General features: G+C 40.6%; 24 protein-coding genes and 1 riboswitch. Of the genes, 7 read left to right on the top strand and 17 right to left on the bottom strand.

The window, feature by feature from the left end:
• Positions 1–63: 63 nt before the first annotated feature.
• The 8 genes from ung to CWB62_RS05120 all read right to left on the bottom strand — a co-directional run bounded on the left by ung (position 64) and on the right by CWB62_RS05120 (position 7961).
• On the bottom strand, positions 64–726 hold the full coding sequence (gene ung / locus CWB62_RS05155; protein ID WP_138529078.1) for a uracil-DNA glycosylase: 663 nt from the start codon (positions 724–726) through the stop codon (positions 64–66).
• The gene (locus tag CWB62_RS05150) at positions 726–1583 is read right to left on the bottom strand and encodes a cobalamin-binding protein (RefSeq protein ID WP_138529080.1); all 858 of its coding nucleotides are present in this window, start codon (positions 1581–1583) and stop codon (positions 726–728) included. Before CWB62_RS05150 ends, ung begins: the two co-directional genes overlap by 1 nt.
• Positions 1583–2182: a cob(I)yrinic acid a,c-diamide adenosyltransferase gene (cobO, locus tag CWB62_RS05145; RefSeq protein WP_058405860.1), complete on the bottom strand. Its 600-nt coding sequence runs from the start codon at positions 2180–2182 to the stop codon at positions 1583–1585. The genes CWB62_RS05150 and cobO overlap by 1 nt, the downstream gene beginning before the upstream one ends.
• Positions 2175–3656 (bottom strand): cobyric acid synthase, encoded by a 1482-nt coding sequence (locus tag CWB62_RS05140; RefSeq protein WP_058405859.1) that lies wholly within the window; start codon positions 3654–3656, stop codon positions 2175–2177. The genes cobO and CWB62_RS05140 overlap by 8 nt, the downstream gene beginning before the upstream one ends.
• A 2-nt stretch (positions 3657–3658) precedes the next feature.
• Positions 3659–4663, bottom strand: a complete 1005-nt coding sequence (locus CWB62_RS05135) for a FecCD family ABC transporter permease (protein ID WP_138529082.1) — start codon at positions 4661–4663, stop codon at positions 3659–3661.
• Position 4664: 1 nt separating this feature from the next.
• The gene (locus CWB62_RS05130) at positions 4665–5465 is read right to left on the bottom strand and encodes an ABC transporter ATP-binding protein (RefSeq protein WP_058405858.1); all 801 of its coding nucleotides are present in this window, start codon (positions 5463–5465) and stop codon (positions 4665–4667) included.
• Positions 5466–5541: 76 nt separating this feature from the next.
• A riboswitch (cobalamin riboswitch) is annotated at positions 5542–5680 on the bottom strand.
• Between the two features lie 311 nt (positions 5681–5991).
• The gene (locus tag CWB62_RS05125; RefSeq protein WP_058405857.1) at positions 5992–6921 is read right to left on the bottom strand and encodes a porin; all 930 of its coding nucleotides are present in this window, start codon (positions 6919–6921) and stop codon (positions 5992–5994) included.
• A 185-nt stretch (positions 6922–7106) separates the two neighbouring features.
• Complete coding sequence (locus tag CWB62_RS05120; protein ID WP_058405856.1) at positions 7107–7961, bottom strand: LysR family transcriptional regulator; 855 nt, start codon at positions 7959–7961, stop codon at positions 7107–7109.
• A gap of 91 nt (positions 7962–8052) precedes the next feature.
• Here CWB62_RS05120 and CWB62_RS05115 point away from each other — a divergent pair, with 91 nt between their 5' ends.
• Both CWB62_RS05115 and CWB62_RS05110 read left to right on the top strand, forming a co-directional pair.
• Positions 8053–8427 (top strand): MaoP family protein, encoded by a 375-nt coding sequence (locus CWB62_RS05115; RefSeq protein ID WP_006793159.1) that lies wholly within the window; start codon positions 8053–8055, stop codon positions 8425–8427.
• 85 nt (positions 8428–8512) lie between these two features.
• On the top strand, positions 8513–9748 hold the full coding sequence (locus tag CWB62_RS05110; protein ID WP_138529084.1) for a GGDEF domain-containing response regulator: 1236 nt from the start codon (positions 8513–8515) through the stop codon (positions 9746–9748).
• An 8-nt stretch (positions 9749–9756) separates the two neighbouring features.
• Here CWB62_RS05110 and rarD read toward each other — a convergent pair whose 3' ends face one another.
• Both rarD and CWB62_RS05100 read right to left on the bottom strand, forming a co-directional pair.
• Complete coding sequence (rarD, locus tag CWB62_RS05105) at positions 9757–10677, bottom strand: EamA family transporter RarD (protein ID WP_058552426.1); 921 nt, start codon at positions 10675–10677, stop codon at positions 9757–9759.
• A gap of 51 nt (positions 10678–10728) precedes the next feature.
• Positions 10729–11184: a thioesterase family protein gene (locus CWB62_RS05100; protein WP_006793162.1), complete on the bottom strand. Its 456-nt coding sequence runs from the start codon at positions 11182–11184 to the stop codon at positions 10729–10731.
• A gap of 107 nt (positions 11185–11291) precedes the next feature.
• On the opposite strand from CWB62_RS05100, the gene recQ reads away from it, so the two are divergent.
• The 4 genes from recQ (at position 11292) to CWB62_RS05080 (ending at position 16008) form a co-directional block, all read left to right on the top strand.
• Entirely contained in the window at positions 11292–13115 is a 1824-nt protein-coding gene (gene recQ, locus CWB62_RS05095) for a DNA helicase RecQ (protein ID WP_138529086.1), read from the top strand.
• A 7-nt stretch (positions 13116–13122) separates the two neighbouring features.
• Positions 13123–13407 carry a DUF3630 family protein gene (locus CWB62_RS05090; protein ID WP_138529088.1) on the top strand — a complete coding sequence of 95 codons (285 nt, stop codon included), beginning with the start codon at positions 13123–13125 and terminating at the stop codon, positions 13405–13407.
• A gap of 198 nt (positions 13408–13605) precedes the next feature.
• Positions 13606–15315: a BamA/TamA family outer membrane protein gene (locus tag CWB62_RS05085; protein ID WP_138529091.1), complete on the top strand. Its 1710-nt coding sequence runs from the start codon at positions 13606–13608 to the stop codon at positions 15313–15315.
• Positions 15316–15435: 120 nt separating this feature from the next.
• A complete protein-coding gene (locus CWB62_RS05080) occupies positions 15436–16008 on the top strand; it encodes a mechanosensitive ion channel domain-containing protein (protein ID WP_058405850.1) in 573 nt (190 codons plus the stop codon).
• A 60-nt stretch (positions 16009–16068) separates the two neighbouring features.
• On the opposite strand, the gene CWB62_RS05075 is transcribed toward CWB62_RS05080, so the two are convergent.
• The 3 genes from CWB62_RS05075 to CWB62_RS05065 form a co-directional block, all read right to left on the bottom strand.
• Positions 16069–17127, bottom strand: a complete 1059-nt coding sequence (locus CWB62_RS05075) for a succinylglutamate desuccinylase/aspartoacylase family protein (protein ID WP_058405849.1) — start codon at positions 17125–17127, stop codon at positions 16069–16071.
• Entirely contained in the window at positions 17114–18019 is a 906-nt protein-coding gene (rimK, locus tag CWB62_RS05070; RefSeq protein ID WP_058405848.1) for a 30S ribosomal protein S6--L-glutamate ligase, read from the bottom strand. Before rimK ends, CWB62_RS05075 begins: the two co-directional genes overlap by 14 nt.
• 73 nt (positions 18020–18092) lie before the next feature.
• Positions 18093–18515 (bottom strand): ATP-dependent zinc protease family protein, encoded by a 423-nt coding sequence (locus tag CWB62_RS05065; protein WP_058552430.1) that lies wholly within the window; start codon positions 18513–18515, stop codon positions 18093–18095.
• Positions 18516–18783: 268 nt separating this feature from the next.
• On the opposite strand from CWB62_RS05065, the gene CWB62_RS05060 reads away from it, so the two are divergent.
• Positions 18784–19755, top strand: coding sequence for a zinc transporter ZntB (locus CWB62_RS05060; protein WP_058405846.1), 972 nt, complete (start codon positions 18784–18786; stop codon positions 19753–19755).
• 218 nt (positions 19756–19973) lie between these two features.
• Here CWB62_RS05060 and rraB read toward each other — a convergent pair whose 3' ends face one another.
• The 4 genes from rraB to CWB62_RS05040 form a co-directional block, all read right to left on the bottom strand.
• On the bottom strand, positions 19974–20309 hold the full coding sequence (gene rraB / locus CWB62_RS05055; RefSeq protein ID WP_006793171.1) for a ribonuclease E inhibitor RraB: 336 nt from the start codon (positions 20307–20309) through the stop codon (positions 19974–19976).
• On the bottom strand, positions 20309–21022 hold the full coding sequence (locus CWB62_RS05050; RefSeq protein WP_058552433.1) for a 1-acylglycerol-3-phosphate O-acyltransferase: 714 nt from the start codon (positions 21020–21022) through the stop codon (positions 20309–20311). Before CWB62_RS05050 ends, rraB begins: the two co-directional genes overlap by 1 nt.
• Before the next feature lie 225 nt (positions 21023–21247).
• Positions 21248–23545, bottom strand: a complete 2298-nt coding sequence (gene parC, locus CWB62_RS05045) for a DNA topoisomerase IV subunit A (RefSeq protein WP_058405844.1) — start codon at positions 23543–23545, stop codon at positions 21248–21250.
• 10 nt (positions 23546–23555) lie between these two features.
• The gene (locus CWB62_RS05040; protein WP_138529093.1) at positions 23556–24650 is read right to left on the bottom strand and encodes a PQQ-dependent sugar dehydrogenase; all 1095 of its coding nucleotides are present in this window, start codon (positions 24648–24650) and stop codon (positions 23556–23558) included.
• Positions 24651–24678 lie beyond the last annotated feature (28 nt).

The following is a 24678-nucleotide window of genomic DNA, read 5'->3' as shown; positions in this document are numbered from 1 at the left end:
TACCCACCAATTACACAAAAGCCCTCATTTATGAGGGCTTTTTTAATGTTCAAACTTATTTAACTAAACCTGCCAATTTATGGGCTTTTTACCTTGCGCTAACAGTAGTTCGTTAGTTCGCGAAAAGTGCTTACAACCAAAAAAGCCTCGATGAGCCGACAGCGGCGACGGATGCGGACCACTCAAAATAGAGTGGCGAGTGCTATCTATGCCTTTTCCTTTTTTTTGCGCATGCGCTCCCCACAAAATAAACACAACCCCATCACAGTTCGCGTTAATATGAGCAATAACATTATCGGTAAATTGCTCCCAGCCTAAATGCTTATGCGAATGTGCTTGTCCTTGCTCTACCGTTAAAACAGTATTTAGTAAAAATACGCCTTGCTCCGCCCAGGTTTGCAAGTAACCATGTTCAGGTATAACAAAACCCTCAATATCTGTAGCCAGCTCTTTGTACATATTTTTAAGCGAGGGTGGTAATTTTTTTACCTCTGGCAGAACAGAAAAACATAACCCGTGAGCTTGCCCTTCACCGTGGTAAGGGTCTTGCCCTAAAATGACCACACGAATATCGTTTAGAGGCGTGACATTAAACGCATTAAATACGAGCGATTCAGGGGGATAAACAGCAACACCTTGCGCTCGGCGGTTTTCGACTGCGTTTAAGGTTTTCTGCATATAAGGTTGCTGTAACTCGTTGTGTATAAATGTATCCCAGTCGCTCATTACATACTCTTTATTTGTTTTCGTGACGCGTCTATTTTATCACACATATCCGCCAGTCCATCTAGCATACGCGGTGTAAAACGGTGAAGTAAATCGGCGTTAACGCGAATAAACTGATTATTTTTAACCGCAGGCACTTCTGGCCATGCCTTCCAATTAACATTTGGCTGCGGGGTATTAGACTTTTCGTCAGGAATAATAATCACCTGAGGCTTAGTAACAATGACATTTTCAATGCTGATTTGTGGGTACTGGGTCGTGCTATTAGCAAATACATTATTTACATGACAGGTACTTACTAATTGACCAATCCATGTGCTTTCACTGATGGTCATCATTGGCTCGGCCCATAACTGATAAAAACCAGATATAGGCAGCTTCCCTTGCTGGTTTTTTATAATAGCGGTTAACTTGTGCTTAAACACTTTGGCAACCTGTTGGCTTTGCTTTTCGTACCCTGTTAATTTACCAAGAGTGAGTAGTTCAGTTTGCACGCCTTCTATGCTTGTAGGGTTGCTTAAATGCACTTTGATACCCAAGCGCTCTATTTGTGCTATATCTTCCTGTTGATTTCCGCTTTTCCAGGCAATCACTAAATCAGGTTTTAAAGCTAATAATTTCTCAAGAGAAATGCCATAGTACCCGCCAATGCGAGCTATATTTTTTGCTTCATGTGGGTAATCAGCATAGTCAACGGTACCCACAATATCGCTACCTGCACCAATAGCAAATAGGTTTTCAACTATGTGTGGGGCAAGTGCAACTATACGTAGTTTTTTAGGCTCAGGCTCTGCGTTCGCCACTGCATTGCTCTGTAAACTAAACAGCATTAACCCTATAAAAAGCAATTTAATCACTAGTAATCAAACCCTTCTAGTGCTTTTACACCTGAATCGAATGCGTGTTTTACATTGCGCACTTCGCTCACTGTATCGGCAAGGTCAGTCAATGTTCTGTGCGCTGCGCGCCCTGTGATAATAACCGATTGCATAGCCGGGCGATTATTAAGTGCGCTCACTACTTCGTCTAAGTCGATGTAGCCATAAGTCACCATGTAAGTGAGTTCATCAAGTAGTACTAAGTTAATACTGCTGTCGGCAAGCATACGCTTTGCTTCTTGCCATGTTGCTTGCGCTGCTAAAGTATCAGCCTCTTTATTTTGTGTATCCCACGTAAAACCAGTATTCATTACAGCAAATTCAACACCTGCGCCTTGTAATAAATTACGCTCACCACATTCCCATGTCCCTTTTATAAATTGACACACAGCGGCTTTTTGACCATGGCCTACACAGCGTGCTACCACACCAAAACCAGAGGTCGATTTACCTTTCCCATTACCAGTAATGACTTGAAAAATACCTTTAACCTCTTGCGCAGCTTCAACACGGGCATCTACGTGTTCTTTTACTTTTTGCTGGCGCTGTTTATGCTTGTCGTTTGTCTGTTCAGTCATTATTGTGTCCTTTATAAATCGAGATAATTTGCGCTATATCTAAATGTGTTTCGCACATAGTTGCTAAACGCGCTAACTGCTGTTCGCGGTGTGTATCAATACTTATTGGGTCAAGCTGTAAAGTTGGTTTTACCCACTTTAAAATTTCCATAGTGGCGTTGGGCTCATCAAATAAACCGTGTAAATAAGTGCCCGCAATTGCGTTATCGTCACTTATAAAACCATCCGTTTTAAATCCATTTGGATGCTCATTAAAAGTTAAAAATGGCTTATTAAGCGCGGCCCCTTTGCTAATACCTGCATGTATTTCGTAGCCACTACACGGTGTTTGTAAATCATTTAACTGCATCGTCGCTGATAATTTAGAAAGTACTTTTTGCGCGCTCAGTGTGGTTTCAAAATCACATAAGGCCAACCCATTCACCCTTTTTAATGACGACTCAACCCCCTCTGGATCGTGGATAATATTACCCAGCATTTGCATGCCACCACAAATTCCAAGCACTTTACCCCCATAGCGTAAGTGGCGTTTTATTTGCCTATCCCACCCTTCATTTATTAAGAAAGTTAAATCGCCAAGTACGTTTTTACTGCCTGGTAAAATAATAAGATCAACATCAGGAATTACCTGCGTATGGCGTACATAATTAACATTAATATTTGGGTGTAAACGCAGTGCGTCAAAATCGGTATGGTTACTAATATGTGGCACTAATAATATTGCAATATTGATAGTTGCATGGGTGACGTTATTGCCTATTGCAACAGCGTCCTCCGCGTCGAGAGTCAAATCGTGGAGGTATGGCAGTACACCTAAAACAGGCTTATTTGTATAGTTCTCTAACCAATCAAGCCCTCCTTGCAGTAAACTTATATCTCCTCTAAAACGGTTAATTACAAACCCTTTTACACGTGCTTGCTCTGACTCGCTAAGTAATGCCAATGTCCCCACTAAATGAGCAAATACACCACCTTTATCTATATCGGCAATGATGATCACCGGGCAGTCTACTTTTTCAGCGTAGCCCATGTTAGCGATGTCGTTTTCACGCAAATTTATCTCAGCGGGGCTTCCCGCACCTTCCACCAATAACAACTCAAACCGTTTTGCTAAACGCTCGTGTGATGTAATGACGGCATCCATAGCGACTTTTTTATAATCGTGGTATTTACCCGCTTCCATGTTGCTAATCGCTTTACCATGAATAATAACTTGCGCGCCAGTGTCGCTATTGGGTTTAAGTAATATGGGATTAAAGTCAGTTTCGGGCTCGACTCTAGCAGCAATAGCTTGCAAAGCTTGTGCTCGGCCAATTTCGCCACCGTCGTTTGTCACTGCGCTATTAAGTGCCATATTTTGTGGTTTAAACGGTGCGACTTTTATGCCTTGATTTGCAAATACTCGACAAAGCGCAGCCACCAGGGTGCTTTTTCCTGCATCAGAGGTCGTGCCTTGTATCATAAGCGTTTTCATGGCTATACCTTCGATTTTCTAAAAAAGAGTAAACTTAAGAAAAACGCACTTCCCACAGCGGCCGTGATCACCCCAACAGGCAGCTCTTGATTTTGTAGTAAAGAACGTGACAGTACATCGACCCATACCATAAATGTGCCTCCTGCTGAGCTTGTTATTAATAGCCCTGCGACGGTTCCCTGCGAGATAAAAAAGCGCACAATGTGTGGCACCATTAACCCAACAAAACCAATACCACCACACATTGCCACCAGCACAGCGGTTATTAATGAGCTTAAAATTAGCATCAGTAACCTAAATCGTTTCACTTTAACACCAAGAGTTATGGCACTTTCATCACCTAATAACATGGCATTAAGTTGGCGCCTAAAGCTAATCATTACGCAGGTACACAATGTAATCACTAAAAATGGTATCCATAGTGTTGCCCACTGCGCACGTGCAAAACTACCCAAGGTCCAAAATAAAATAGCGGCAACGGCTTGCGGCTCACTCCAATAAAGTAACAAACTAGTAAATGCACTAAATAAAAATGAGAGTGCAACACCAGCTAACAACATCGATTCAACCTGCCCACCTTGTTGCCTTGTGGCTATTAATATAAGCAAGCTCATTGCTAATAAACTACCTAGTAGCGCCGCCGCAGAAAGGGCAACGCCCGCGCTAATACCCACAAATGCCATAAGGATAACTACACCAAACGAAGCACCTGACGATATACCAAATAAATAGGGATCGGCTAATGGATTACGTGTCACAGTTTGTAAAATTAGCCCCGCAATAGCTAAACCTGCACCGGCCAAAAACGCCAATAATGTGCGCGGCACTCTTAATTCAAAAATAATACGACTGGTCAGTGACGAATCATTAAAATGCACAAGACTGTTAAATACATCGTTTATTGACGTGTCTGTTGCGCCAAAGCTCAATGCTAAAAATAGACTTACTGTAGCAATGACAATAAACATAAATAGCGCCGCAGAATGGCGAAATCGAGAGGCCAGCATGTTATTTATAACCATAAAAATAAGTAATATGAGGTGTGCTTTTGCCAAGCTGAGGTTCTTGTGGGTGGCTATTTATCTGTGCGCATACACCAAATACATCATCAAGCATGTGCTCAGTGAGTACCTCTGCGGGCGAACCGGTATGCGTTATTTCTCCGTTTTTAATGACTACGAGCTCATCGCAAAGAGCCGCAGCTAAATTAAGATCATGAAATGAAGCAAACACCGTAACACCTAGAGACTTTGCCAGTTCCATAACCTGTATTTGGTACTTAACATCAAGGTGGCTAGTGGGTTCATCCATTATTAACAGTTGAGGTTGCTGAACAATAGCACGTGCAATGAGTGCGCGTTGTTTTTCTCCTCCAGAGAGCGATTCAAAATTTTGATTGGTGTGCTGCTCAAGCCCTACCGTTTTTATAGCTTTAGTGATCTGTGTTTTTTCGCTTTGCGATGTAGAGCTAAATAACGATTTATGAGGAGTGAGGCCAAGCGCCACAACATCAAATAACGACAAGTTAAAATGCGATGGTGCTTCTTGCAAAACAACAGCAACGCACTTTGCATATTCGTCACTTTTGAGCTGCCAAATATCTCGGTTATTAAACTTTACAACCCCTTCGCTTGGCTTATTAAAACGATATAAACAACGCATTAAACTCGATTTACCTGCACCATTGGGCCCTATTAAGCCAACAAATTTACCTGCAGGTATTTGCACATTAATATGTTTGAGAATAGATTTATTTGCTATTCCCCACGAAAGGTTTTGAACGTTTAATAATGGTGCTTTAGTTTGCAATACTCTGTCCTAGACACGAGTACCCACTTGTAATGCAACGACCAAAAAGGAGTACATTAAAATTAGCATGAGTAGGCCCGCTCATTAAAAATTGATTTGTATCTGACTTAAAGCAAAGTGCTAATTACAGTTGCGGGAACAGTTGAGGAATTGCACCTCATTCCAAATGAAGCTCTATTATGGGCGGGTAAGTAAATAATTTAAAGCAAAAAAACCGCGCTAATAACAGCGCGGTTAAAAAGGGAGTGTTTTAACTAGGGCGTGTTGACCTTTGTGGATTTAAATTTGTTCAATCTAGGGGCGATTAAATCGCGGCGCGAGGTTTGTAACCTAGTGGGCTAAGTAAAAACCGAGCAACAAAGAGTTAATAGTCCCTAGAAAGAACCCAGAGGGCAGCGCATGTTTGGTATTTATGCTACGTTATCGCCTATTTATGGGGAATAACCACATTGCACAGGCTCTGCCTTGCCTAAAAACCAAACATACTGCTGGAAATTCAACCACCAAAGTTCAACACGTCCTGCCGTTAAAACTTATATTCCATACCTAAACCTAAGTAATCTTGGTCTACGTTGTTGTCCATATCAAAGCTTGAGTAAAAGCCAAATACTTTAATGTTTTTGTTAAGCTTGTGATCAACACCAACCGAAATAGCTGTTTTATCATCGCTATCGTCAAAGTCCATTGCCTGATACTGAACCTTAAATGTATTTTTACCCATGCTGTATGCCGCATTTAATAAGTAACCGTCACCTTCAGCTGAACCGTCTACTTTTTCTTGAGTTTGGTACATAGCACCTAGTTTAAAGTCTTCAACTTTACCCTGGATTGATGCGCGCACTACATCATAACCGTTTACTTCGCTGTCAGCTGCAATTGAGGCATAAATTGCACTCTTTTTAAGCGCTGAATCACCGTATGTTACAGCCATTGAATAACCGTTATCTGCATCTACATCATCTTCAGCAATAAAAGTAGCAAGTACTTTAAAGCCTTCGTATGAGTTTGACGCATAAGAAATTGAATCACCTAAACGGTTTTCACCTTTGAATACGTTTTTAATATCGCCTTCAAGGTCATTAAATAAATCGAGTTTACCTTGCGCTTGTTTAAACGCCGTGTCGTTACGACCCACTACTACCTGACCAAATGAGCCTTTAACACCAACGTATTGGTTACGCGCAGAAATATTATCGTCGTCGCCTTTTGAGTCTGCATCAGTTACATCAACTTGAAACTCAAACTTATAAACTGCTTCTAAGCCATCGGTAATTTTTTCAGAACCTTTAAGACCAAAGCGAGATGCGTTACTTTTAATTTCAGTAAACGACCCTTCACCGTCATCTGTAGACTGCACAGTTACATTTGCTTTACCGTAAACATCCACGTCTGCAAGTACATTAAAAGATAAACCACTTAGCAAAGCGACACATAAGCTCGATTTTACAAATTTCATGTTATTTCCTCGATAATCACAAAAGACTAATTTTTAAAACGACTGCAGTTTGTCACCACTAAATGACAGAAATATTACAAATGAAATATTTTTGACTTTTAAAGTTAATAAAACTGCATTATTTTTGAAATCAAAAGGACACGAACACTAATCAAGCAAATATGTACCCACTTAACCTCCAACGTTTAAGCGTTAAGCTCAATAGTAGGAAGTAAATTTATTAGTGTTTCTATTAGTTCCTTTTGCTCGTTATCTCTATGGTAGGCTACAAATATATCTCTTGACGTATTTTCTACGTTTTTTACATGAAATAATTCACCATTTTCTAAATGTTGCTCTACTAAAACATGAGGAATAAATGCACTGCCACCACATTGCAAAATTAAATCGAGTGCAATTCGGCCGGTGCTTGTTCTAAAGTAAGGAGGGGTTTTACCGGTAAACTGGCGTGCATGCCAAAGCGAAAATGTCGTCCCCCAGTCAACATACACGTACTGATTATCAAAAAAATTCTCGTTTGTTGCCGTGTCATACCCACTCACAGGAATAATAGGTAGTTCACAAATACGCTCAACAACTAACTCATCCACTTTTGGTGGATCGAATAAAATGGCCAAATCAAGCGTGCGCTCAAGCAATAATCGCGTACTTTCTTGTTGGGCTTTAACTTCAGCCACCAAAGACACTCCCGGCATAGCCGACACGATATTAGTAATACCAAACTGCAAAAAAGCATCCCAGATATTAGGGGTGCCCGCTAAGCTAATTTGTTTATGCATGTTGTCGGCAAGGGCCACATCTACCTTCGCGCGCTGCATACCGGTTATGATCATTTGCGCGTGAGGTAATAACCGCTCACCAGGCGCTGTTAATTGAATATTATTACGCTGGCGAATAAATAAATTAACGCCAAGTCCTTGCTCTAATTGGCGAATACGAAAGCTTACCGCCGACTGCGTTATATATAGGTTTTCTGCGGCTTTACCGAAATGACGCGTGCGCACTACTTCAACAAATGTTTTTAATAAATCGATATCCACTTTTTTATCCTCACGATAAAAATAACTTGTTTAAAAAATTGCCAAACTTGCATCATACTCCAACTAATTAATAGGGTATGAGGATATAGCTATGAGCATTAACATTTCATTACTACGCCAAGCATTTGTTAGCCAACGTCAATTTTATGATGATCAAAATTTTCCACGTGGTTTTAGCCGCAGCGGAAATTTCACCTTATTAGAAGCCAGTATACTAGAACAACATGGCATTGTTTTAAAAGGTTTATATAGTAAGACGATTGAACCACAAAATGAGCACCAAGAAAATTTTGTAGCCGTAGTAACTGGCTCACAAGAACCAACTAATCCGATTGAGCGAGCATGGCTAAAATACCTAAAGCTTACGACGTGTAAAACGAAGTTTCATACCTTGTTTGGGCGCTCTAAAATATCGAGCCCTGCGCCAATAAATCATGAAAGTTATTCAGAATCTGACAGCTTATAAACACGTAACCAATTTGCTTTTTGGCGCTTTTACGGTTACAACATGTATTAAGCAGCATTTTTGCATAATATGATTTAGGTGTTCCGTGAAGCGAAAGATATTAATAGTTGAAGATACACCTGCTATAGCGCTTGTGCAAAAACACATAGCGCTAAAGGTAGGCTACGAGGTAGATGTAGCAGAAACGTTAGCACAAACAAAAGTATTGATTAGTCAAAACGATTATTTTTGTGCGGTTGTTGATTTTATTTTGCCTGACGCACCAATGGGTGAAGCGATTACCTGCACCGTTGACGCTGAAATTCCTACCATTGTTATGACGGGAAATATAGATAAAAAAACGCGTAACATGGTAGAAAAGTACCCTATTATTGACTATATAATAAAAGAAAATAAACAGGCCTATCAATATCTTGAAAAACAGTTAAAACGTTTACCTCGCAATGAAAATGTAAAAGTACTAGTTGTTGATGACTCTATATCTACCCGCCACTATGTTGTGAGCTTATTGTTACGTCACAAATATCAAGTATCTGAAGCTGAAGATGGAAAAAAAGCACTAGAAGTTCTTGCTAACTCACCCGATATCTCAGTGATCATTACCGACAACGAAATGCCCAATATGAACGGCGATGAGTTGTGTAGCGAAATTCGCAGAATTTACAGTAACGATGAAAAGGCAATTATTGGTATTTCTGGCGCTGATTCATCTGAGCTATCAAGCTTATTCCTAAAAAATGGTGCAAACGATTACCTGCATAAACCGTTTAATAACGAAGAGTTTTATTGCAGGCTAAGCCAAAACGTTGGCATGCTTGAACAAATAGCGACAATAAAACGCCAAGCCAACACAGATTACCTAACTGACCTCCCTAATCGTCGTTATTTCTTTGAGCAAGCAAATAACTCTCTTAAAGAGCTCAGTCTCAAAAAGGTAAACGGCGCGCTGGCCATGATTGATATAGATCACTTTAAATCTATTAACGACACTTATGGCCATGATGCAGGCGACCAGGTTTTAAAAGGGCTGGCTATCTGCCTTAAAAAATACTTTGAAAAATATTTAGTTGCGCGTTTAGGTGGCGAAGAATTTGCTGTTTATTTTGCAGATGAAACCCCGCAAGAAGCGCTTAAACGACTCGAAGGGTTTAGGTATTTTGTAGAGAATAACAGCCAAGAATTTAGTAAAGACAAAATAAAACTGACTATTTCAATAGGCTTTTCTACAGGGCCTGTTTATCAAATGGATACGTTATTAAAACAGGCCGACCAAAAACTTTACGAGGCGAAAGAATCCGGCCGAAATAAGGTAGTCAGTTAAACTAAAATTTAAGCAATTTCGGCGGCTGTAATGGCCGCTTTTTTACGCTTACGTGATTGATGGTAAGAATCCCAACTAAAAATAGCCAGTGCACTCCAAATACACGCAAAGGTAATAAGCCTTTCAGTATCAAATACCTCATCGTAAAACACCACAGCAAGTATAAACATTAAACTAGGCCCAATGTATTGGAAAAAGCCAAGGGTTGTATATTGCAGGCGTTTAGCCGCACCTGTAAAGCAAAGCAGCGGTAGTGTGGTAACAATGCCTGCGCTTATAAGTAATAAGTTGGTAAGCCAATCGTTATTAGGCAAACTTGATGTAGCAGAAGGTGTCATCATCCACCAGTAAACCAGTGCTACTGGCAATAATATTAATGCCTCGAGTAATATACCGGGTAACGCCTCAACAGGCAGCTTTTTTCGTAATAGGCCATACAGTGCAAACGATATAGCAAGTGAAAATGCCACCACAGGAAACGAGCCAAAGCTTACTAATTGAAGTATCACCCCAGAGAATGCCAACCCAACAGCAACCCCTTGAAATTTTCGGAGGCGCTCACCTAAAAAAAGCATGCCTAACAAAACATTTAAAAGCGGATTTATGTAATAACCTAAACTTGCATCAAGCATATGGTTATTGTTAATCGCCCATATAAATAAACCCCAGTTAAAACCAAGTAAACCAGAGGTAATAACTAACATTAGCATCAGCTTAGGCTGTATTATAATGTGCTTAATTTTACGCCAGTACTTTAAAACACTCACCACTAAAATTAAAAATACGACTGACCACACCACACGATGCATTAAGATTTCAAATGCGGTCACATGTTGGATTAACTTGAAATAAATGGGGGCAAGACCCCACATAACAAAAGCAAGACAAGCAAAAATTGCGCCTTTACGCTGCTCGGTAACAATTGGCATAGTAAACACTTAGTGATTTAAAAGGTCGCCAGTTTACTCGCCTAACAGATTTTATCCAACTAAATACGTGCCTGTTCCAAAAGCTATTTGCACTGATTGCTCGTTATGTAATTCCATTCTGCACACGCACACTTTATTACCTGAACGAATAAGCGTGGCACTGGCGGTAAACACATCCCCTTTTCCCGGGCGCAAATAATCAGTGCGTAAATCAATAGTGCCAAGTGTTGCTAATTTTTTTTGCACACTGTTCATATCTAAATCGGTTAGCTTGTCTATCACACTGGCCGCTGCAAGCATGCCGCCTACGTTATCAAGTACGGCTGAAATAATCCCACCATGAAGAATTTTTTGAGCTGGGTTACCTATAAAAACATCCTGCCAGGGAAATGTAATTTTAGCTTGTTCTGGGCTAAGTGATTCTACCGATATATTTAAAAATTGATTAAACGGCATGCCATTTACAAATAGCGCACCCACTTGTTCAATTAACATTTCTTTATTCATTATTATTCTCTGAAATTAATAGGTACAACGAGTAAAACATACCTTGTGTAAAACTACGAGCGTAAAGCTAAAGACATCTTATAAAAAAAACACTAAAATACCCGCCAATGAATACATCTACGCTTCCTTCAAGCACGTTAGTGCGAAAACCCGAGACTGTCCTCAAACAAGTGTTTGGTTACAGCGAATTTCGAGATGGCCAAAAAGCCGTTATTGATGCCGCTTTAAATGGTCAGGACACACTTGTTTTGCTACCCACTGGTGGCGGGAAATCTGTGTGTTATCAAATTCCGGCATTAGTTCTTGAAGGGGTTACTATTGTTATCTCACCACTTATTTCACTTATGCAAGATCAAGTTGCGCAGCTTCAAGCTTTAGGTGTAAAAGCGGCTTATGTGAATAACAGCCTAGCACGCGAAGAACAGCAGTCAGTTTATCAGCAACTTCACCAAGGGCTTATTAAACTATTATATGTAGCCCCAGAGAAAGTATTACAACGTGACTTTTTAGAGCGATTATCGCATTTAAAAATAAGCTTATTTGCCATTGACGAAGCGCATTGTGTGTCGCATTGGGGGCATGATTTTAGGCCGCATTATTTTCGCTTAAACGAACTTAAGCAGCGTTTTGCTCACGTGCCTATGATGGCCCTGACCGCCACCGCAGATAAAGCCACACGCTTTGATATTGTTGAACAGTTAAAACTTCAGCAGCCTTACATTCACACTGGCAGTTTCGACAGACCTAATATTCGTTACACCATAGAAGAAAAATTTAGACCTATGGTGCAACTGTTGCGCTACCTAAAAGAACAAAAAAACCAAAGTGGCATTATTTATTGCACTAGTCGAAAGCGTGTTGACGACATAGCAGAAAAGCTGGCCGATGCAGGCCTTAATGCAGCCGCTTACCATGCAGGGATGAGCAATGAGCAACGCCAGTTTGTGCAAACAGGGTTTGCCCGTGATGATATCCAAATAGTCGTTGCTACTGTGGCTTTTGGTATGGGTATAAACAAACCCAATGTACGCTTTGTACTGCATTACGACATACCTAAAAGCATAGAAGCGTACTATCAAGAAACAGGCAGAGCAGGACGCGACGGCTTAGCCGCAGAAGCAATCATGTACTTTGATCCTGCCGATATAGGCCGTGTAAGGCGATTTTTTGAAGACATTGACGATGAACAACGTCGAAGAGTAGAAGAGCAACGCTTTAATGCTATGGCAAGCTTTGCTGAGGCGCAAACGTGTCGTCGTCAGATACTGCTTAACTACTTTAGTGAATACCAACGAGAACAATGTGGTAACTGCGATATTTGCTTAAATCCACCTAAAAGCTTTGACGGAACGCTTGTTGCCCAGCAAGCACTTTCGTGTGTATACAGAGCTGAGCAGCGATTTGGTTTAGGGTACATTGTAGAACTATTACGCGGTGCCAACACGAGTCGTATTCGCGATAACAATCATCACCAGTTGAGCACCTATGGTATTGGTAAAGACAGAAGTAGTGAGTTTTGGCTGAGTATTTTACGCCAACTCATTCACCAAGGGTTACTAAGCCAAGATATAACGCAAGGCGCTTCGTTGCGATTAACCGAAGCCGCCCGCGCTATATTAAAAAGCGAATATGCACTGCAATTAGCTGAGCCTCGATTACAAGCAAAACACGTATACCAAGATAAGCTCGCGCAATTTAATTACGATAAAAAACTATTCGCTCGCTTGCGTTCATTACGCAAAGAGCTAGCCGATGCCGACGATGTGCCACCGTATGTGGTATTTAACGATAAAACGTTAGCCGAAATGGCGCAGCTCATGCCTACCAACGACAGTGAATTTTTAAAAGTGTCGGGGGTTGGTTTTACCAAATTAAATAAATATGGCGGTGCTTTTTTAACAGCAATTCGCAACTACTTAGCCACACAATAAGCATAATATGAGCAAAATAGATTACGACCACACACACCAATGCATCATCATTACCCCAACAGAGCCACCTCACGATGAAGACTTTGAGCTGTGGAGTACATTATTCCTACATTCAGACGATATCGCTATTAGCGAGTATTCGGCGGGAGCCGATAGGCATCAGGTGCGCTTTTCTTATAGCCAACAAACGTTTAATTTAAATTACGAGCATTACAGTCAAAGTATTTGGATTAACGGCGAAGGGCCTGAAGCAGAATATTTATTAGCCGCGTTGGCTTTTTATTTAAATTAACCCGATTTAGCGATGGATGAATAAACTGTTTTTATAATCGGGCAATAGTTAACACCTAAACGGCTCTTTTAAACAAATAGTTTTTAATAAACTAAATTAATTATTTTTTAACCCCTATGCTTTTTACTTACATTTAAATAACAATGATGTAAGCTAATATTACGGGTGTAGTTTACTACGCAGTAAATAAGGGGTTAAATGATCAGTAATACGTGGTTTTCACCCTGTTGTGTTGGGGTTATTGTTCTGTGTCTATTAATGTCTAATGCTTATGCAGAGCCATTTCCTACAAACACAGGTACCTGCCCGCTTGAATCATCAATACATTTGAGTGAAGAAAAATTACGTCGCCAACTCAGCGATGAAACGCTACTGTTTGCTACAAAACCAAATGCTAGAATAGCCACTATTACGCTAGAACAACTCAATGTATTTAATACTGCGCTGGAAGAAGAAAATAACGCACTGTTTAGATTTGCTAACCGCGCGCACATTCAAACCGAACCTGAAGTAATCAAAAACCTACTGCTTTTTAACTCTGGCGACCTTTACGATGCTAAAAAACTTTCTGAATCGGAGCGCCTGCTGCGAAAAGAAAACTACCTTTACGACGCACAAATTAGCGCAACAGAAAACTGTGATGGCGATATAGATGTTAAAGTAATTACCCGTGATTTATGGACGCTCTTGCCAGAAATAAACTTTAGCCGCAGCGGTGGAGAAAATAAATCGAGTATTGGTTTTAGAGAATCAAACTTGTTTGGCTGGGGAAAAAGATTGTCTTTTTCTCGCACAACCGACAGCGACCGCAGCGGTTACTTATTTGTTTACGACGATCCTAATATTTTTTCTAGCCGCTACCGTGGTCGCATAGAGTATGCCGATAACAGCGATGGTAAGCGTCATTTACTTGAGCTTACTTATCCATTTTATGCCATAGACACACCTTACAGCTACGGTATTTTAAGCTATTCAGAACAACGAGAAGAGTCACTATATCGGCGTGGTAAAGAAATTAGTGAATTTGATCAAACAACCGATCTCAATCGCATTTTTATTGGTCATTCTAAAGCACTCAGTAATAGCTGGACTCAGCGAATTAGCTTAGGTTATGTAGATGAGCAGCATACATTCAGTGCCATTCAAACCACATTTGAGCCTTTAGCTAAAGATAGAAGCTACAGTTATCCCTATATTAGCGGCCATTGGTTTGAGGATAATTTTATTAAGGTACGAAATTTTGACAGTATTTATCGCACTGAAGATTTAAACCTAGGTTGGAATGCAAAAGCACTGCTGGGTTATTCAGATGAATCGTTGAGTAACGATGATAGCCGCCTTGTTTATTCGCTTAATGTGAAAACAGCGCATTTTTCTGGCGATAATACGCTTTGGCGTTTTAGCACGGATTTAGAGGGATTTTGGAACGAAGAACAAAAGCAACTCGAAAACTTTAAAGCGACATCGCAAGTACAATATTATCTAAATACAAGTGTTGATCAATCTTGGTATGTAAAAGGCCGCGTGCAATACACAAAAAACCTAACTGCCGACCAACAGCTTACCTTAGGTGGCGAAACAGGCCTGCGTGGCTACCCTATGGATTACCAACATGGCGACCGTAGCTTTTTAGTGAGCCTAGAAAAACGCTACTACTGGGAGTACGATTTACTACAACTATTCAAAGTAGGTGGCGCGGGCTTTATAGATATTGGTAGAGCATGGTTTAATAACCAAACAAATGGCGAAAATAATCATGTACTCAAAAATGTGGGCGTTGGTTTGCGCCTAGCGCCGAGTAGAGCAAATGCAGGCACTATGATCCATCTTGATATAGCCGCTCCCATAGATAGCGCTGACGATGTCGACTCTGTGCAGTGGCTTGTCAGTGTAAAAAAATCTTTTTAAATTGCTACTTAGCGCCAAAATAACACGCTAAACTAAGGCCTTTAAGCTAGTTGAAATTCAACCTAACGTGTTGCTTTATTTACTACTTTTAACTACCACATAACTGTAAAAGGCGCTATTTTGGAATTTTTAGATGTTTTAGAATTACTCACCGATCAATATAAACTCATCGTGACCGTTATTGCCTTGTTACTTTTTCCAGTGCTATTAAAGCTAACTAAAAAGCTACTTGAGCAAGCCATTAAAGGTAAAGTAGATTTACATCGTAAATACCGCGCAGAGTTACTACTTAAAATTATTCTCGCCTTTGTCATGTTATGTTTAGTGTTAGTATTTTGGGGTATTGAACTACGAGGGCTACTGGTTCTGGGCTCGTCACTCTTTGCAATGTTAGGTGTCGCGCTATTTGCAGCATGGTCATTACTGAGCAATCTAACCGCATTTTTATTAATGTTTATTCAAAACGACTGCCGTGTTGGTTTTTGGGTACGTATTATTGACGGCGCAAATCATGTTGAAGGTAGAATTGTCGAGATGGGCTTAATGAATGTTGTACTTGAACATATTGATGGGCACCGCGTAATTTACCCAAATAATTTATTTGTTACGCGCCCTGTACTCGTTTTAAACGCAGAGCCTAAACCATCAAAAGCGCCGGTAATTAAGCGAATTATAGGCCCTAAAAAATCATAAATTTTGCATAAAAAAAGCCGTTTTAGTAACTAAAACGGCTTTTTAATAGCTGCTAAAGGGTTAGTTATTTAACTCTGCCGTTTTTAGTTCTTCATCTAAATCATTTATTTCATCAATAAATGTTTCTAATTGCTGCTCAACCAAGCTATTAGCATGAGCAAAATAAGCAATATGAAAAACTGCATCACCTTCATTAACCAATGGCATAGTTTGCTGACCAATTACAATACCACTTCGTGGTGCTAGTAACTCAAGTTCAGAGTCACCAAGCGGGCTACTTATATAAGCAAGTATTTGCCCTTTTGTTACGCGCTCACCCAGCGACACTTGAGCACGTACAATGCCATCTACTTCAGCACGTACCCAGCTTGTAGAGCTTGCAATAACAGGCTCTGGTAGTTTTTTAGGGCGTTTGCCGCGCATCATTTTTAAATGGCGCATTACATAGTCAACCCCTTGCACGCCGGCGGCTATTGCAATTGGGTCAAAACGCAGTGCCTCACCCGCTTCATAAGTAATAACCGGTATGCCTAAATTAGCCGCTTCACTTCTTAGTGAGCCATTGCGTAGCGAGGCATCAATCACCGCCGGTGTACCAAAGGCTTTGGCCATCTGCGCAGTAGCTTCATCCGCCAAATTTGCACGTATTTGTGGCAAGTTTGTTCGGTGAATAGCCCCTGTATGTAAATCAATAATATGCGTGCAATGCACCGCAACTTGATTGAAAAACATATAAGCCATACGACCCGCTAGCGACCCTCTTTCAGAACCAGGGAAACTGCGGTTCATATCGCGACGGTCAGGTAAATAGCGCGACTTATGAATAAAGCCAAACACATTCACAATTGGCACAGCGATAAGCGTGCCACGTAACTGGTTTGGATCAATTTTAGCCAGTAATTGACGAACAACTTCTACCCCATTTAGCTCATCGCCATGGATAGCGGCACATACCATCAGTACAGGGCCTTCCATTACGCCATTAACAACCTCTATAGGAATATTAAGGGGTGAGTGGGTATAAAGTTTTGCAGCTTCTAAAGCTAACGTTTTACGTTCACCAACACCAATACTTTCACCTAGTAAAGTGAAAGGGCGGTTAATTTTAACCTTTGCCACGAGTTGCGGTTCCTTTACTTGAGGCATTCTTTTCGATGAAATCAATCACCATACCTGCAATATCTTTACCTGTTGCTATTTCAATACCTTCAAGACCTGGTGATGAGTTAACTTCCATCACTAAAGGCCCACGAGATGAACGAAGTAAATCCACACCCGCTACGTTTAATCCCATCGCTTTAGCAGCAGCAACTGCTGTTTTACGCTCTTCAGGAGTAATACGTACTAATGTTGCGCTACCGCCACGATGAAGGTTTGAACGGAACTCACCTTCTTGTGCTTGACGTTTCATTGCTGCAATTACTTTATCACCTAATACAAAACAGCGAATATCCGCACCACCCGCTTCTTTAATGTATTCCTGAACCATAATGTTAGCTTTTAAGCCCATAAATGCTTCAATTACACTCTCTGCAGCTTTACGCGTTTCAGCCAGTACAACACCAATCCCTTGTGTACCTTCGAGTAATTTAATAACAACCGGTGCACCACCAACCATTTCTAACAAATCTTTTACATCATCTGGTTTACTCGCAAAACCTGTAACAGGCATGCCTACGCCCTTGCGTGACAATAACTGCAATGAGCGCAATTTATCGCGCGAACGAGAAATAGCCACAGATTCGTTTACTGGGTATACCCCCATCATTTCAAATTGGCGTAAAACTGCACAGCCGTAAAAGGTGACTGATGCGCCAATACGCGGCACAATTGCATCAAAATCTTTTAAATTTTCACCACGATAGTGAATTTCTGGCTGTTCAGAGTTTATATTCATGTAAGAGCGAAGTGCGTCTATTACTTTCACTTCGTGCCCACGAGCCTCTGCAGCCTCGATTAAGCGACGTGTTGAATATAACTTTCTGTTACGAGATAAAATACCGATTTTCATAGTTAAAACCTTAACTAAATTTTACAGCATTGTTGCTTAATGGCTGCTTTTTGCAGCATAAGCCCAATACTTTTTATAATAAATGAGATAATGCCGTGTCAACAACGACACGATTCTCCATGGCTGTTCGACCTAGCAACATTCTAAACTTCATGGTTGCGCGGCTTGTGAGGGTGACTTCAATAGGCCAGCTATGTTCACCCGCGTGTAATGTTGTTTCTATAAAATAACGCAATTGCTTTTCACCACTAGAGCTGGTTACGTATTTCATTTTTTTCACTTTAGCATTACAAGTAATCTGAGTCTCTTCGTCATCTTGTAATGGTTGAGCTATAAATTTAACCCACTTTTCGCCATCAACTTCGTATTCTTCAATGTTAATAGCATGAATACATGAAGTACGTGCTCCGGTGTCAACTTTAGCCTTGATCCGCTCAATACCAAGCTCAGGTAAACTTAACCACTCACGCCAACCTATTGTTATTTTTGTCGTCATAAATGTGCCCTTAGTAAAAAAGAGGTTTATACGCTATAGAAATAAAAAGACCAACAAAATAAATTTATCTTACCGATGAATCAATTTGATTGATCTTTAATGCCTATTAGTCTCACAATGCACGTCTTGCTGCAATATAATTAAGCCAGTATTTAGGCTAGAGCAATAATTTAAAAAGTATCTTAACTTATTAAAAGTAAATATGTTTTGGTCAGTTAGATACACTATAGTTTATAGTATTAAAATTACACTATTATGAGACATTATTATGATTAACGGTTTGCTTCACGCCCTAGTGCTTGATGAAAAAGGCGGTGCTCGCGCTATACAAAGCAGCGAAGATCTTCACAACTGGCAACCTGAGCAAGGTAAGTTATGGGTCCATATGGATTATAGCCAAACCGATGTTGTGAACTGGCTCAAACACTGTGAGCTTTTAACCGATTACGAATTAGAATCGTTTATAGCTGATGAAACACGCCCACGTATTACTCAATCTACAAATGGGCACTTGCTGTTTTTGCGCGGTGTAAACTTAAATCCGGCGCAAAGCCCAGAAGACATGGTGTCGGTGCGTTTATTTATTAACGAAAATATCGTCATCACTTCGCGTAAGCGTCGCCTTTTATCTATTGACGATGTACTCACTTCATTAAAAGATAATAAAGGCCCGTGCTCTATATCTGAGCTTGTGTGCGCTATTACACAAAAACTGACTTCACGCATGCAAAGTGTTATTGATTCTTTAGATGAAACACTTGATGACTTTGAAGAAGAAATTGACGAGCCAAGTAAGCGCTTTGACAACCAAGCGCTATCGCAGTTACGCCGCCAAACTATTGCGCTAAAACGTTATTTAAAACCTCAAAAAGAGGCGCTCACTACAATGGTAAACGGTAATTATGAGTGGCTTTTGGATGACGATAAAGCAAAACTAAACGAAACCACTAACCTACTAATTCGCTACCTTGAAGAGCTAGACAGCTCAATAGAGCGCGCACAAATTATTCAACAAACAGTAACTAACCATGTTTCTGAGCAGTTAAACCAACGTATGTATGTGATGTCAGTAGTGGCAGCCTTGTTTTTACCTTTAGGCTTTTTAACTGGTTTGCTTGGGGTTAACGTAGGCGGTATACCTGGAACAGACAACCCTTACGCATTTACGCTATTTATTGTGTTTTTAGTGATACTTACCGGTGGTATTGGCGTGTATTTTAAAAATAAAAAATGGCTCTAATAGTATTAAGTAATCTATCTTGAGGCTGAAAAATCATGTCATGACAGGGCAAATGTTTAGTTATTCTAAATACCTAAGTTTAAACCATGGCCTCCTAGATTTAGCCCTTCAAGTTTATTAAGTATTGATATGAACCTGATATAGCAATCAATTAAAAACTAAAAAGGCGCGCATTGTTAAATGCTCGCCTTTTTTATTTTTTATACTTAAGTCACTAATTACTCTTGAAAGTATGTGCCCCAACCGTCGTACTCAACGTCGCATTCAACAGCAAGCGCCGCTAGTTTATCAACGTCTTCCATAATGACGTCTACGTCTAGCTCAGCTTCTACTACTATGTCGAAGCTCCAAATTTTGCTGCCATCTTCAAGCTCAAGCTCTGCTGGCTCTTCAACATCGTAACCTAGTTTAAAAGCAGCCAATGCAGCTTGCTCTAGCTTAGGGAAGTCTTCACACACAAAGTGGTGTTCTACTTCATAAAGTATTTCAGGATCTGATCCATCTTCAAGTAATGAACTTACGATGTCTTCACTTATTTCGCGCCAGTTTTCCATTATTTCTCTCTCACTTGAGCATCTAATTCGTTTATTTTAGCAGCCATAACAGTATGTACGTTTTGAGCGTGCTCTCGCGCACTTATACTTTTATCAAGTGATATAGGCGCTAACATTTCGATGTAAATTGTACCATTATCCCAACGATTTAGCTTAATGCTTTTGTGCGTTGTATTCATACATACGGGAACCACTGGCACATCGGCGCTCATAGCGGTATGAAAAGCACCTGTTTTAAAAGGCAATAAACCGCGCCCATAGCTGCGAGTACCTTCAGCAAAAACCCAAACCGATAAACCATTTTTCTTTATTTTTTCAGCTGCTTTTGAAATAGTACCAGCCGCTTTTGAACGATTTGCTCTATCTATTAAAATATTACCTGACAGCCAATAAAGCTGACCAAAAAATGGGATCCACTTTAAGCTCTTTTTACCAAGGCTTACACAGTTTTTTGGTACCATTGCTGGTACTGTAAATAAATCATAGCTATTTTGATGATTAGCAACGTACACTGCAGGGCCAATATTTTCAGCATCTTTATGGCGTGTAAGCACTAATTTAACACCGATCATTTTGGCCATAGAACCAAACCAACCTGCAATTATGTGAACATTATTTGGGTGAAAGGGCCTAACTAATGAAAGCAATAAACCAAAAATACAACTCAATAATATAAACATAAACATAATAAAAACACGTATTACAGCTAACAAACTCGTTCTCCAAATCAATTGTGTGCGGTGCGCATGTCATTACGCACTATGACACTATTATAGCGTTATTTTGTGACACAGACGAGACAATAGCGAACAACTGTACGCTGAAATAGAGTCGATACTAAAATTAATTGCCTAACACAAAACAATAAGATGATAAAAATAGAGTTCTATAAACAAAAACGGCCTGCAATTGCAGGCCGTAATAGTTTAACTCAACGCTTATGATTCATCTGTTGCACTTTCAACAGGCTCTTCATCTTGAGGTGTTAACTCAACAACGGCTTCATCAACACGTTGCAAGCCTCGCGGTAATTTGTTACCTCGACGACCTCGCTCTCCATGGTAATGCTCTAAATCTGTTGGTTTAAGGGTTAGCTTGCGTTTGCCGGCATGTAATGTAACGCTACTTCCAAGCGGAACAACAGCCAGTACTTTCACAAACTCTTCTCGAGCCTGTACCTTTGCACCAGGAATAGAAATAATTTTATTGCCTTTACCTTTACCTAGCTTAGGTAAATCGCGCAGTGGAAATAAAAGCATTCGCCCTTCATTAGAAATAGCCATACAGTAATCGCTAGCTACATCGCTCACTCTAATTGGCTGTAGTAAAATACCGCCTTTAGGCACACTCACTAACGCTTTACCGTTTTTGTTTTTACTCACAAGATCTTTAAAATCAGTGATAAAACCATAACCGGCATCTGACGCCATAAGCAGCACTTGGTTATCTTCAGCCATAACAACATGCTCAAAGTTAGCACCCGATGTTAAGTTAAAGCGCCCCGTCATAGGCTCGCCTTGGCTACGTGCCGACGGTAAACTATGTGCGTCAGTAGCAAACGCACGCCCAGCTGAGTCTAAAAATACAGCGGGCTGATTACTCTTACCACGCGCAGAAGCCCTATAGGCATCACCCGAACGATAACTTAAGCCTTCTGCATCCAAGTCATGCCCTTTACCGACACGTGCCCACCCTTTGTCTGAAAGAACAACAGTCACTGACTCTGATGGTATTAAATCTTTTTCGTTAAGGGCTTTAGCTTCGCTACGTTCAATAACTGGTGAACGGCGATCGTCGCCATACATTTCTGCAGCTTCTTGAATTTCTTTTTTAAGCAGCGTTGACATACGACGATCTGAACCTAGTGTTAGTTCTAACTTATCACGCTCTTTGGCAAGCTCATCTTGCTCGCCACGAATTTTAAACTCTTCTAGTTTAGCTAAATGGCGAAGTTTTAACTCTAAAATAGCTTCTGCTTGTATATCGGTTAAATCAAAGCGCTGCATTAAAATAGGCTTTGGCTTATCTTCACTACGGATAATCTCAATCACTTCATCAATATTTAAGAACGCTGCTAATAAGCCTTCTAAAATATGTAAGCGTGCAAGTACTTTATCTAAACGATACTGCAAACGACGACGAACAGTTTCGCGCCTAAACATGAGCCATTCACTTAAAATACTACGCAGGTCTTTGACTTGCGGGCGGCCATCTAGCCCGAGCATGTTTAAGTTAACACGGTAGTTTTTCTCTAAATCGGTGGTCGCAAACAGGTGAGCCATTAATGGCTCAGCTTTAATACGATTAGAGCGCGGTATAATCACTATACGTGTTGGATTTTCGTGATCTGACTCGTCACGTAAATCAGCAATCATAGGCAGTTTTTTCGCGTTCATTTGCGCTGCTATTTGCTCAAGTACTTTACCGCCTGAACACTGATGCGGAAGCGCGGTGATCACTATATCGCCTTGCTCTTCGGTATACACCGCACGCATTTTAATTGAGCCTCGACCGGTTTTATATATTTTATGAATGTCGGCTTTTGGGGTAATTATTTCTGCATCGGTTGGGTAGTCAGGTGCGTGTACTAGCTCTAATAATTCATCAAGTTCTGTTTTTGGTTTATCGAGTAATAAACAACATGCACTGGCAACTTCTCGCACGTTATGCGGCGGAATATCAGTCGCCATACCAACAGCAATACCGGTAATGCCGTTAAGTAAAATATGCGGTAAGCGCGAAGGTAATACTAAGGGCTCATCCATTGTGCCATCAAAATTTGGCGTCCAATCAACAGTGCCTTGGCCAAGCTCTTTTAGTAGTACTTCTGAAAATTTAGATAAACGCGCTTCTGTATAACGCATTGCAGCAAATGATTTAGGATCATCAGCAGCGCCCCAGTTTCCTTGGCCGTCAACAAGTGGATACCGATACGAAAACGGTTGCGCCATAAGTACCATCGCTTCGTAACAGGCACTATCTCCATGCGGGTGATATTTACCGAGTACGTCACCCACGGTACGGGCTGACTTTTTATATTTAGCAGCGGCCGATAAACCTAATTCGCTCATCGCGTAAATAATACGACGCTGCACGGGTTTTAAGCCATCACCCACATGGGGTAAAGCACGATCCATGATCACGTACATGGAATAGTTTAAATAGGCGTCTTCAGTAAAGCGCCCCATTGTTTGTTGCTCTATTCCTTGCATCAGCAAGGTATCTGTATCACTCATTAAAGCTTACCTAGTTTTTCTTATAGCTTACGCGGTAGATTACATTGGCGTAATCGTCACTTACTAACAGACTGCCGTCACCTAACTCTGCAAATGCAACTGGGCGTCCAAATGTTGTTTCGTCTTTCATAAAGCCGGTAATAAACGGTGTGTATTTAGTCACACGGCCTTGCTCTATGTTTGCTACAGCAACTTTGTAGCCTGCTTTTTTACTACGATTCCACGACCCGTGCTCGGCAACAAACAATTGCTCTTTATAGCTTGCTGGGAATTGTTTTGCATTGTAAAAATGAATACCTAATGGGGCAACATGGGCAGGGAGTGCCAGCGCAGGAGAAGTGTAATCAGCAATATTTTTACCTTCACCAAATTCAGGATCAACAATTGCACCGGCGTGAATATAAGGAAAACCAAAATGCTCACCTTCAGTGCTAACGCGGTTTATTTCATCGGGTGGAATATCATCGCCCATCATGTCGCGGCCATTATCACTAAACCACAAAGCCTGAGTACTTGGATGAAAATCAAATCCAACCGAATTGCGAACACCTTGCGCTACAGTTTTAATTTGTTTGGTTTCTACATTAAGTGAGAAAATACGACCGAAACGCTCATCTTCAGCACAAATGTTACAGGGCACACCAACCGGAATGAGTAATTCCCCTGTGGGTGTAAAGCGTAAAAACTTCCAGCCATGGTGGCGCTCTGATGGAAGTGCACTGTAAATCACATCAAATTTTGGATCTTTTAATTGGGTATCAATATTTTTAAATCGAATTATACGGTGCACCTCAGCAACGTATAAATCCCCCTCTTTAATTGCGAGCCCTGATGGCATGTTTAAGCCACTCGCTACCACAATTTTTTTGTCTGCTACACCATCACTATTATGATCTATTAATGCATACACATTGCCCGCTTTACGAGAGCCCGCATAAACAATACCTTTTTTAGATACCGCAATTTGACGCGCATTTTCAACGTCATCTGCAAATAAGCTAAGTTCAAAACCAGGTGCTACAGTGAGCTTATCGAGTATATTTTTAGCCATAACAGGGGCACTTGTTATAAACAGCAACAATACACTTGCTAGTAATTTATTCATTTATATCTCCTAATGACAAACACCAGTA

The sequence above is a fragment of the Pseudoalteromonas sp. S408 genome (assembly GCF_005886645.1).
In the GTDB taxonomy this organism is placed as follows: Bacteria; Pseudomonadota; Gammaproteobacteria; order Enterobacterales; family Alteromonadaceae; genus Pseudoalteromonas.
Note: the sequence above shows the minus strand (reverse complement) of the source record. Positions and strands in the feature narration are given on the sequence as shown.

Bases quoted from the DNA above. Each gene is read 5' to 3' on its own strand.
- recQ (WP_138529086.1), top strand. From the start codon at position 11,292: ATGAATACATCTACGCTTCCTTCAAGCACGTTAGTGCGAAAACCCGAG.
- CWB62_RS05140 (WP_058405859.1), bottom strand. From the start codon at position 3,656: ATGAAAACGCTTATGATACAAGGCACGACCTCTGATGCAGGAAAAAGC.
- CWB62_RS05135 (WP_138529082.1), bottom strand. From the start codon at position 4,663: ATGCTGGCCTCTCGATTTCGCCATTCTGCGGCGCTATTTATGTTTATT.
- CWB62_RS05060 (WP_058405846.1), top strand. From the start codon at position 18,784: ATGATTAACGGTTTGCTTCACGCCCTAGTGCTTGATGAAAAAGGCGGT.
- ung (WP_138529078.1), bottom strand. From the start codon at position 726: ATGAGCGACTGGGATACATTTATACACAACGAGTTACAGCAACCTTAT.
- rimK (WP_058405848.1), bottom strand. From the start codon at position 18,019: ATGAAAATCGGTATTTTATCTCGTAACAGAAAGTTATATTCAACACGT.
- rraB (WP_006793171.1), bottom strand. From the start codon at position 20,309: ATGGAAAACTGGCGCGAAATAAGTGAAGACATCGTAAGTTCATTACTT.
- CWB62_RS05115 (WP_006793159.1), top strand. From the start codon at position 8,053: ATGAGCATTAACATTTCATTACTACGCCAAGCATTTGTTAGCCAACGT.
- CWB62_RS05040 (WP_138529093.1), bottom strand. From the start codon at position 24,650: ATGAATAAATTACTAGCAAGTGTATTGTTGCTGTTTATAACAAGTGCC.
- CWB62_RS05085 (WP_138529091.1), top strand. From the start codon at position 13,606: ATGATCAGTAATACGTGGTTTTCACCCTGTTGTGTTGGGGTTATTGTT.
- rarD (WP_058552426.1), bottom strand. From the start codon at position 10,677: ATGCCAATTGTTACCGAGCAGCGTAAAGGCGCAATTTTTGCTTGTCTT.
- cobO (WP_058405860.1), bottom strand. From the start codon at position 2,182: ATGACTGAACAGACAAACGACAAGCATAAACAGCGCCAGCAAAAAGTA.
- CWB62_RS05065 (WP_058552430.1), bottom strand. From the start codon at position 18,515: ATGACGACAAAAATAACAATAGGTTGGCGTGAGTGGTTAAGTTTACCT.
- CWB62_RS05125 (WP_058405857.1), bottom strand. From the start codon at position 6,921: ATGAAATTTGTAAAATCGAGCTTATGTGTCGCTTTGCTAAGTGGTTTA.
- parC (WP_058405844.1), bottom strand. From the start codon at position 23,545: ATGAGTGATACAGATACCTTGCTGATGCAAGGAATAGAGCAACAAACA.
- CWB62_RS05100 (WP_006793162.1), bottom strand. From the start codon at position 11,184: ATGAATAAAGAAATGTTAATTGAACAAGTGGGTGCGCTATTTGTAAAT.
- CWB62_RS05090 (WP_138529088.1), top strand. From the start codon at position 13,123: ATGAGCAAAATAGATTACGACCACACACACCAATGCATCATCATTACC.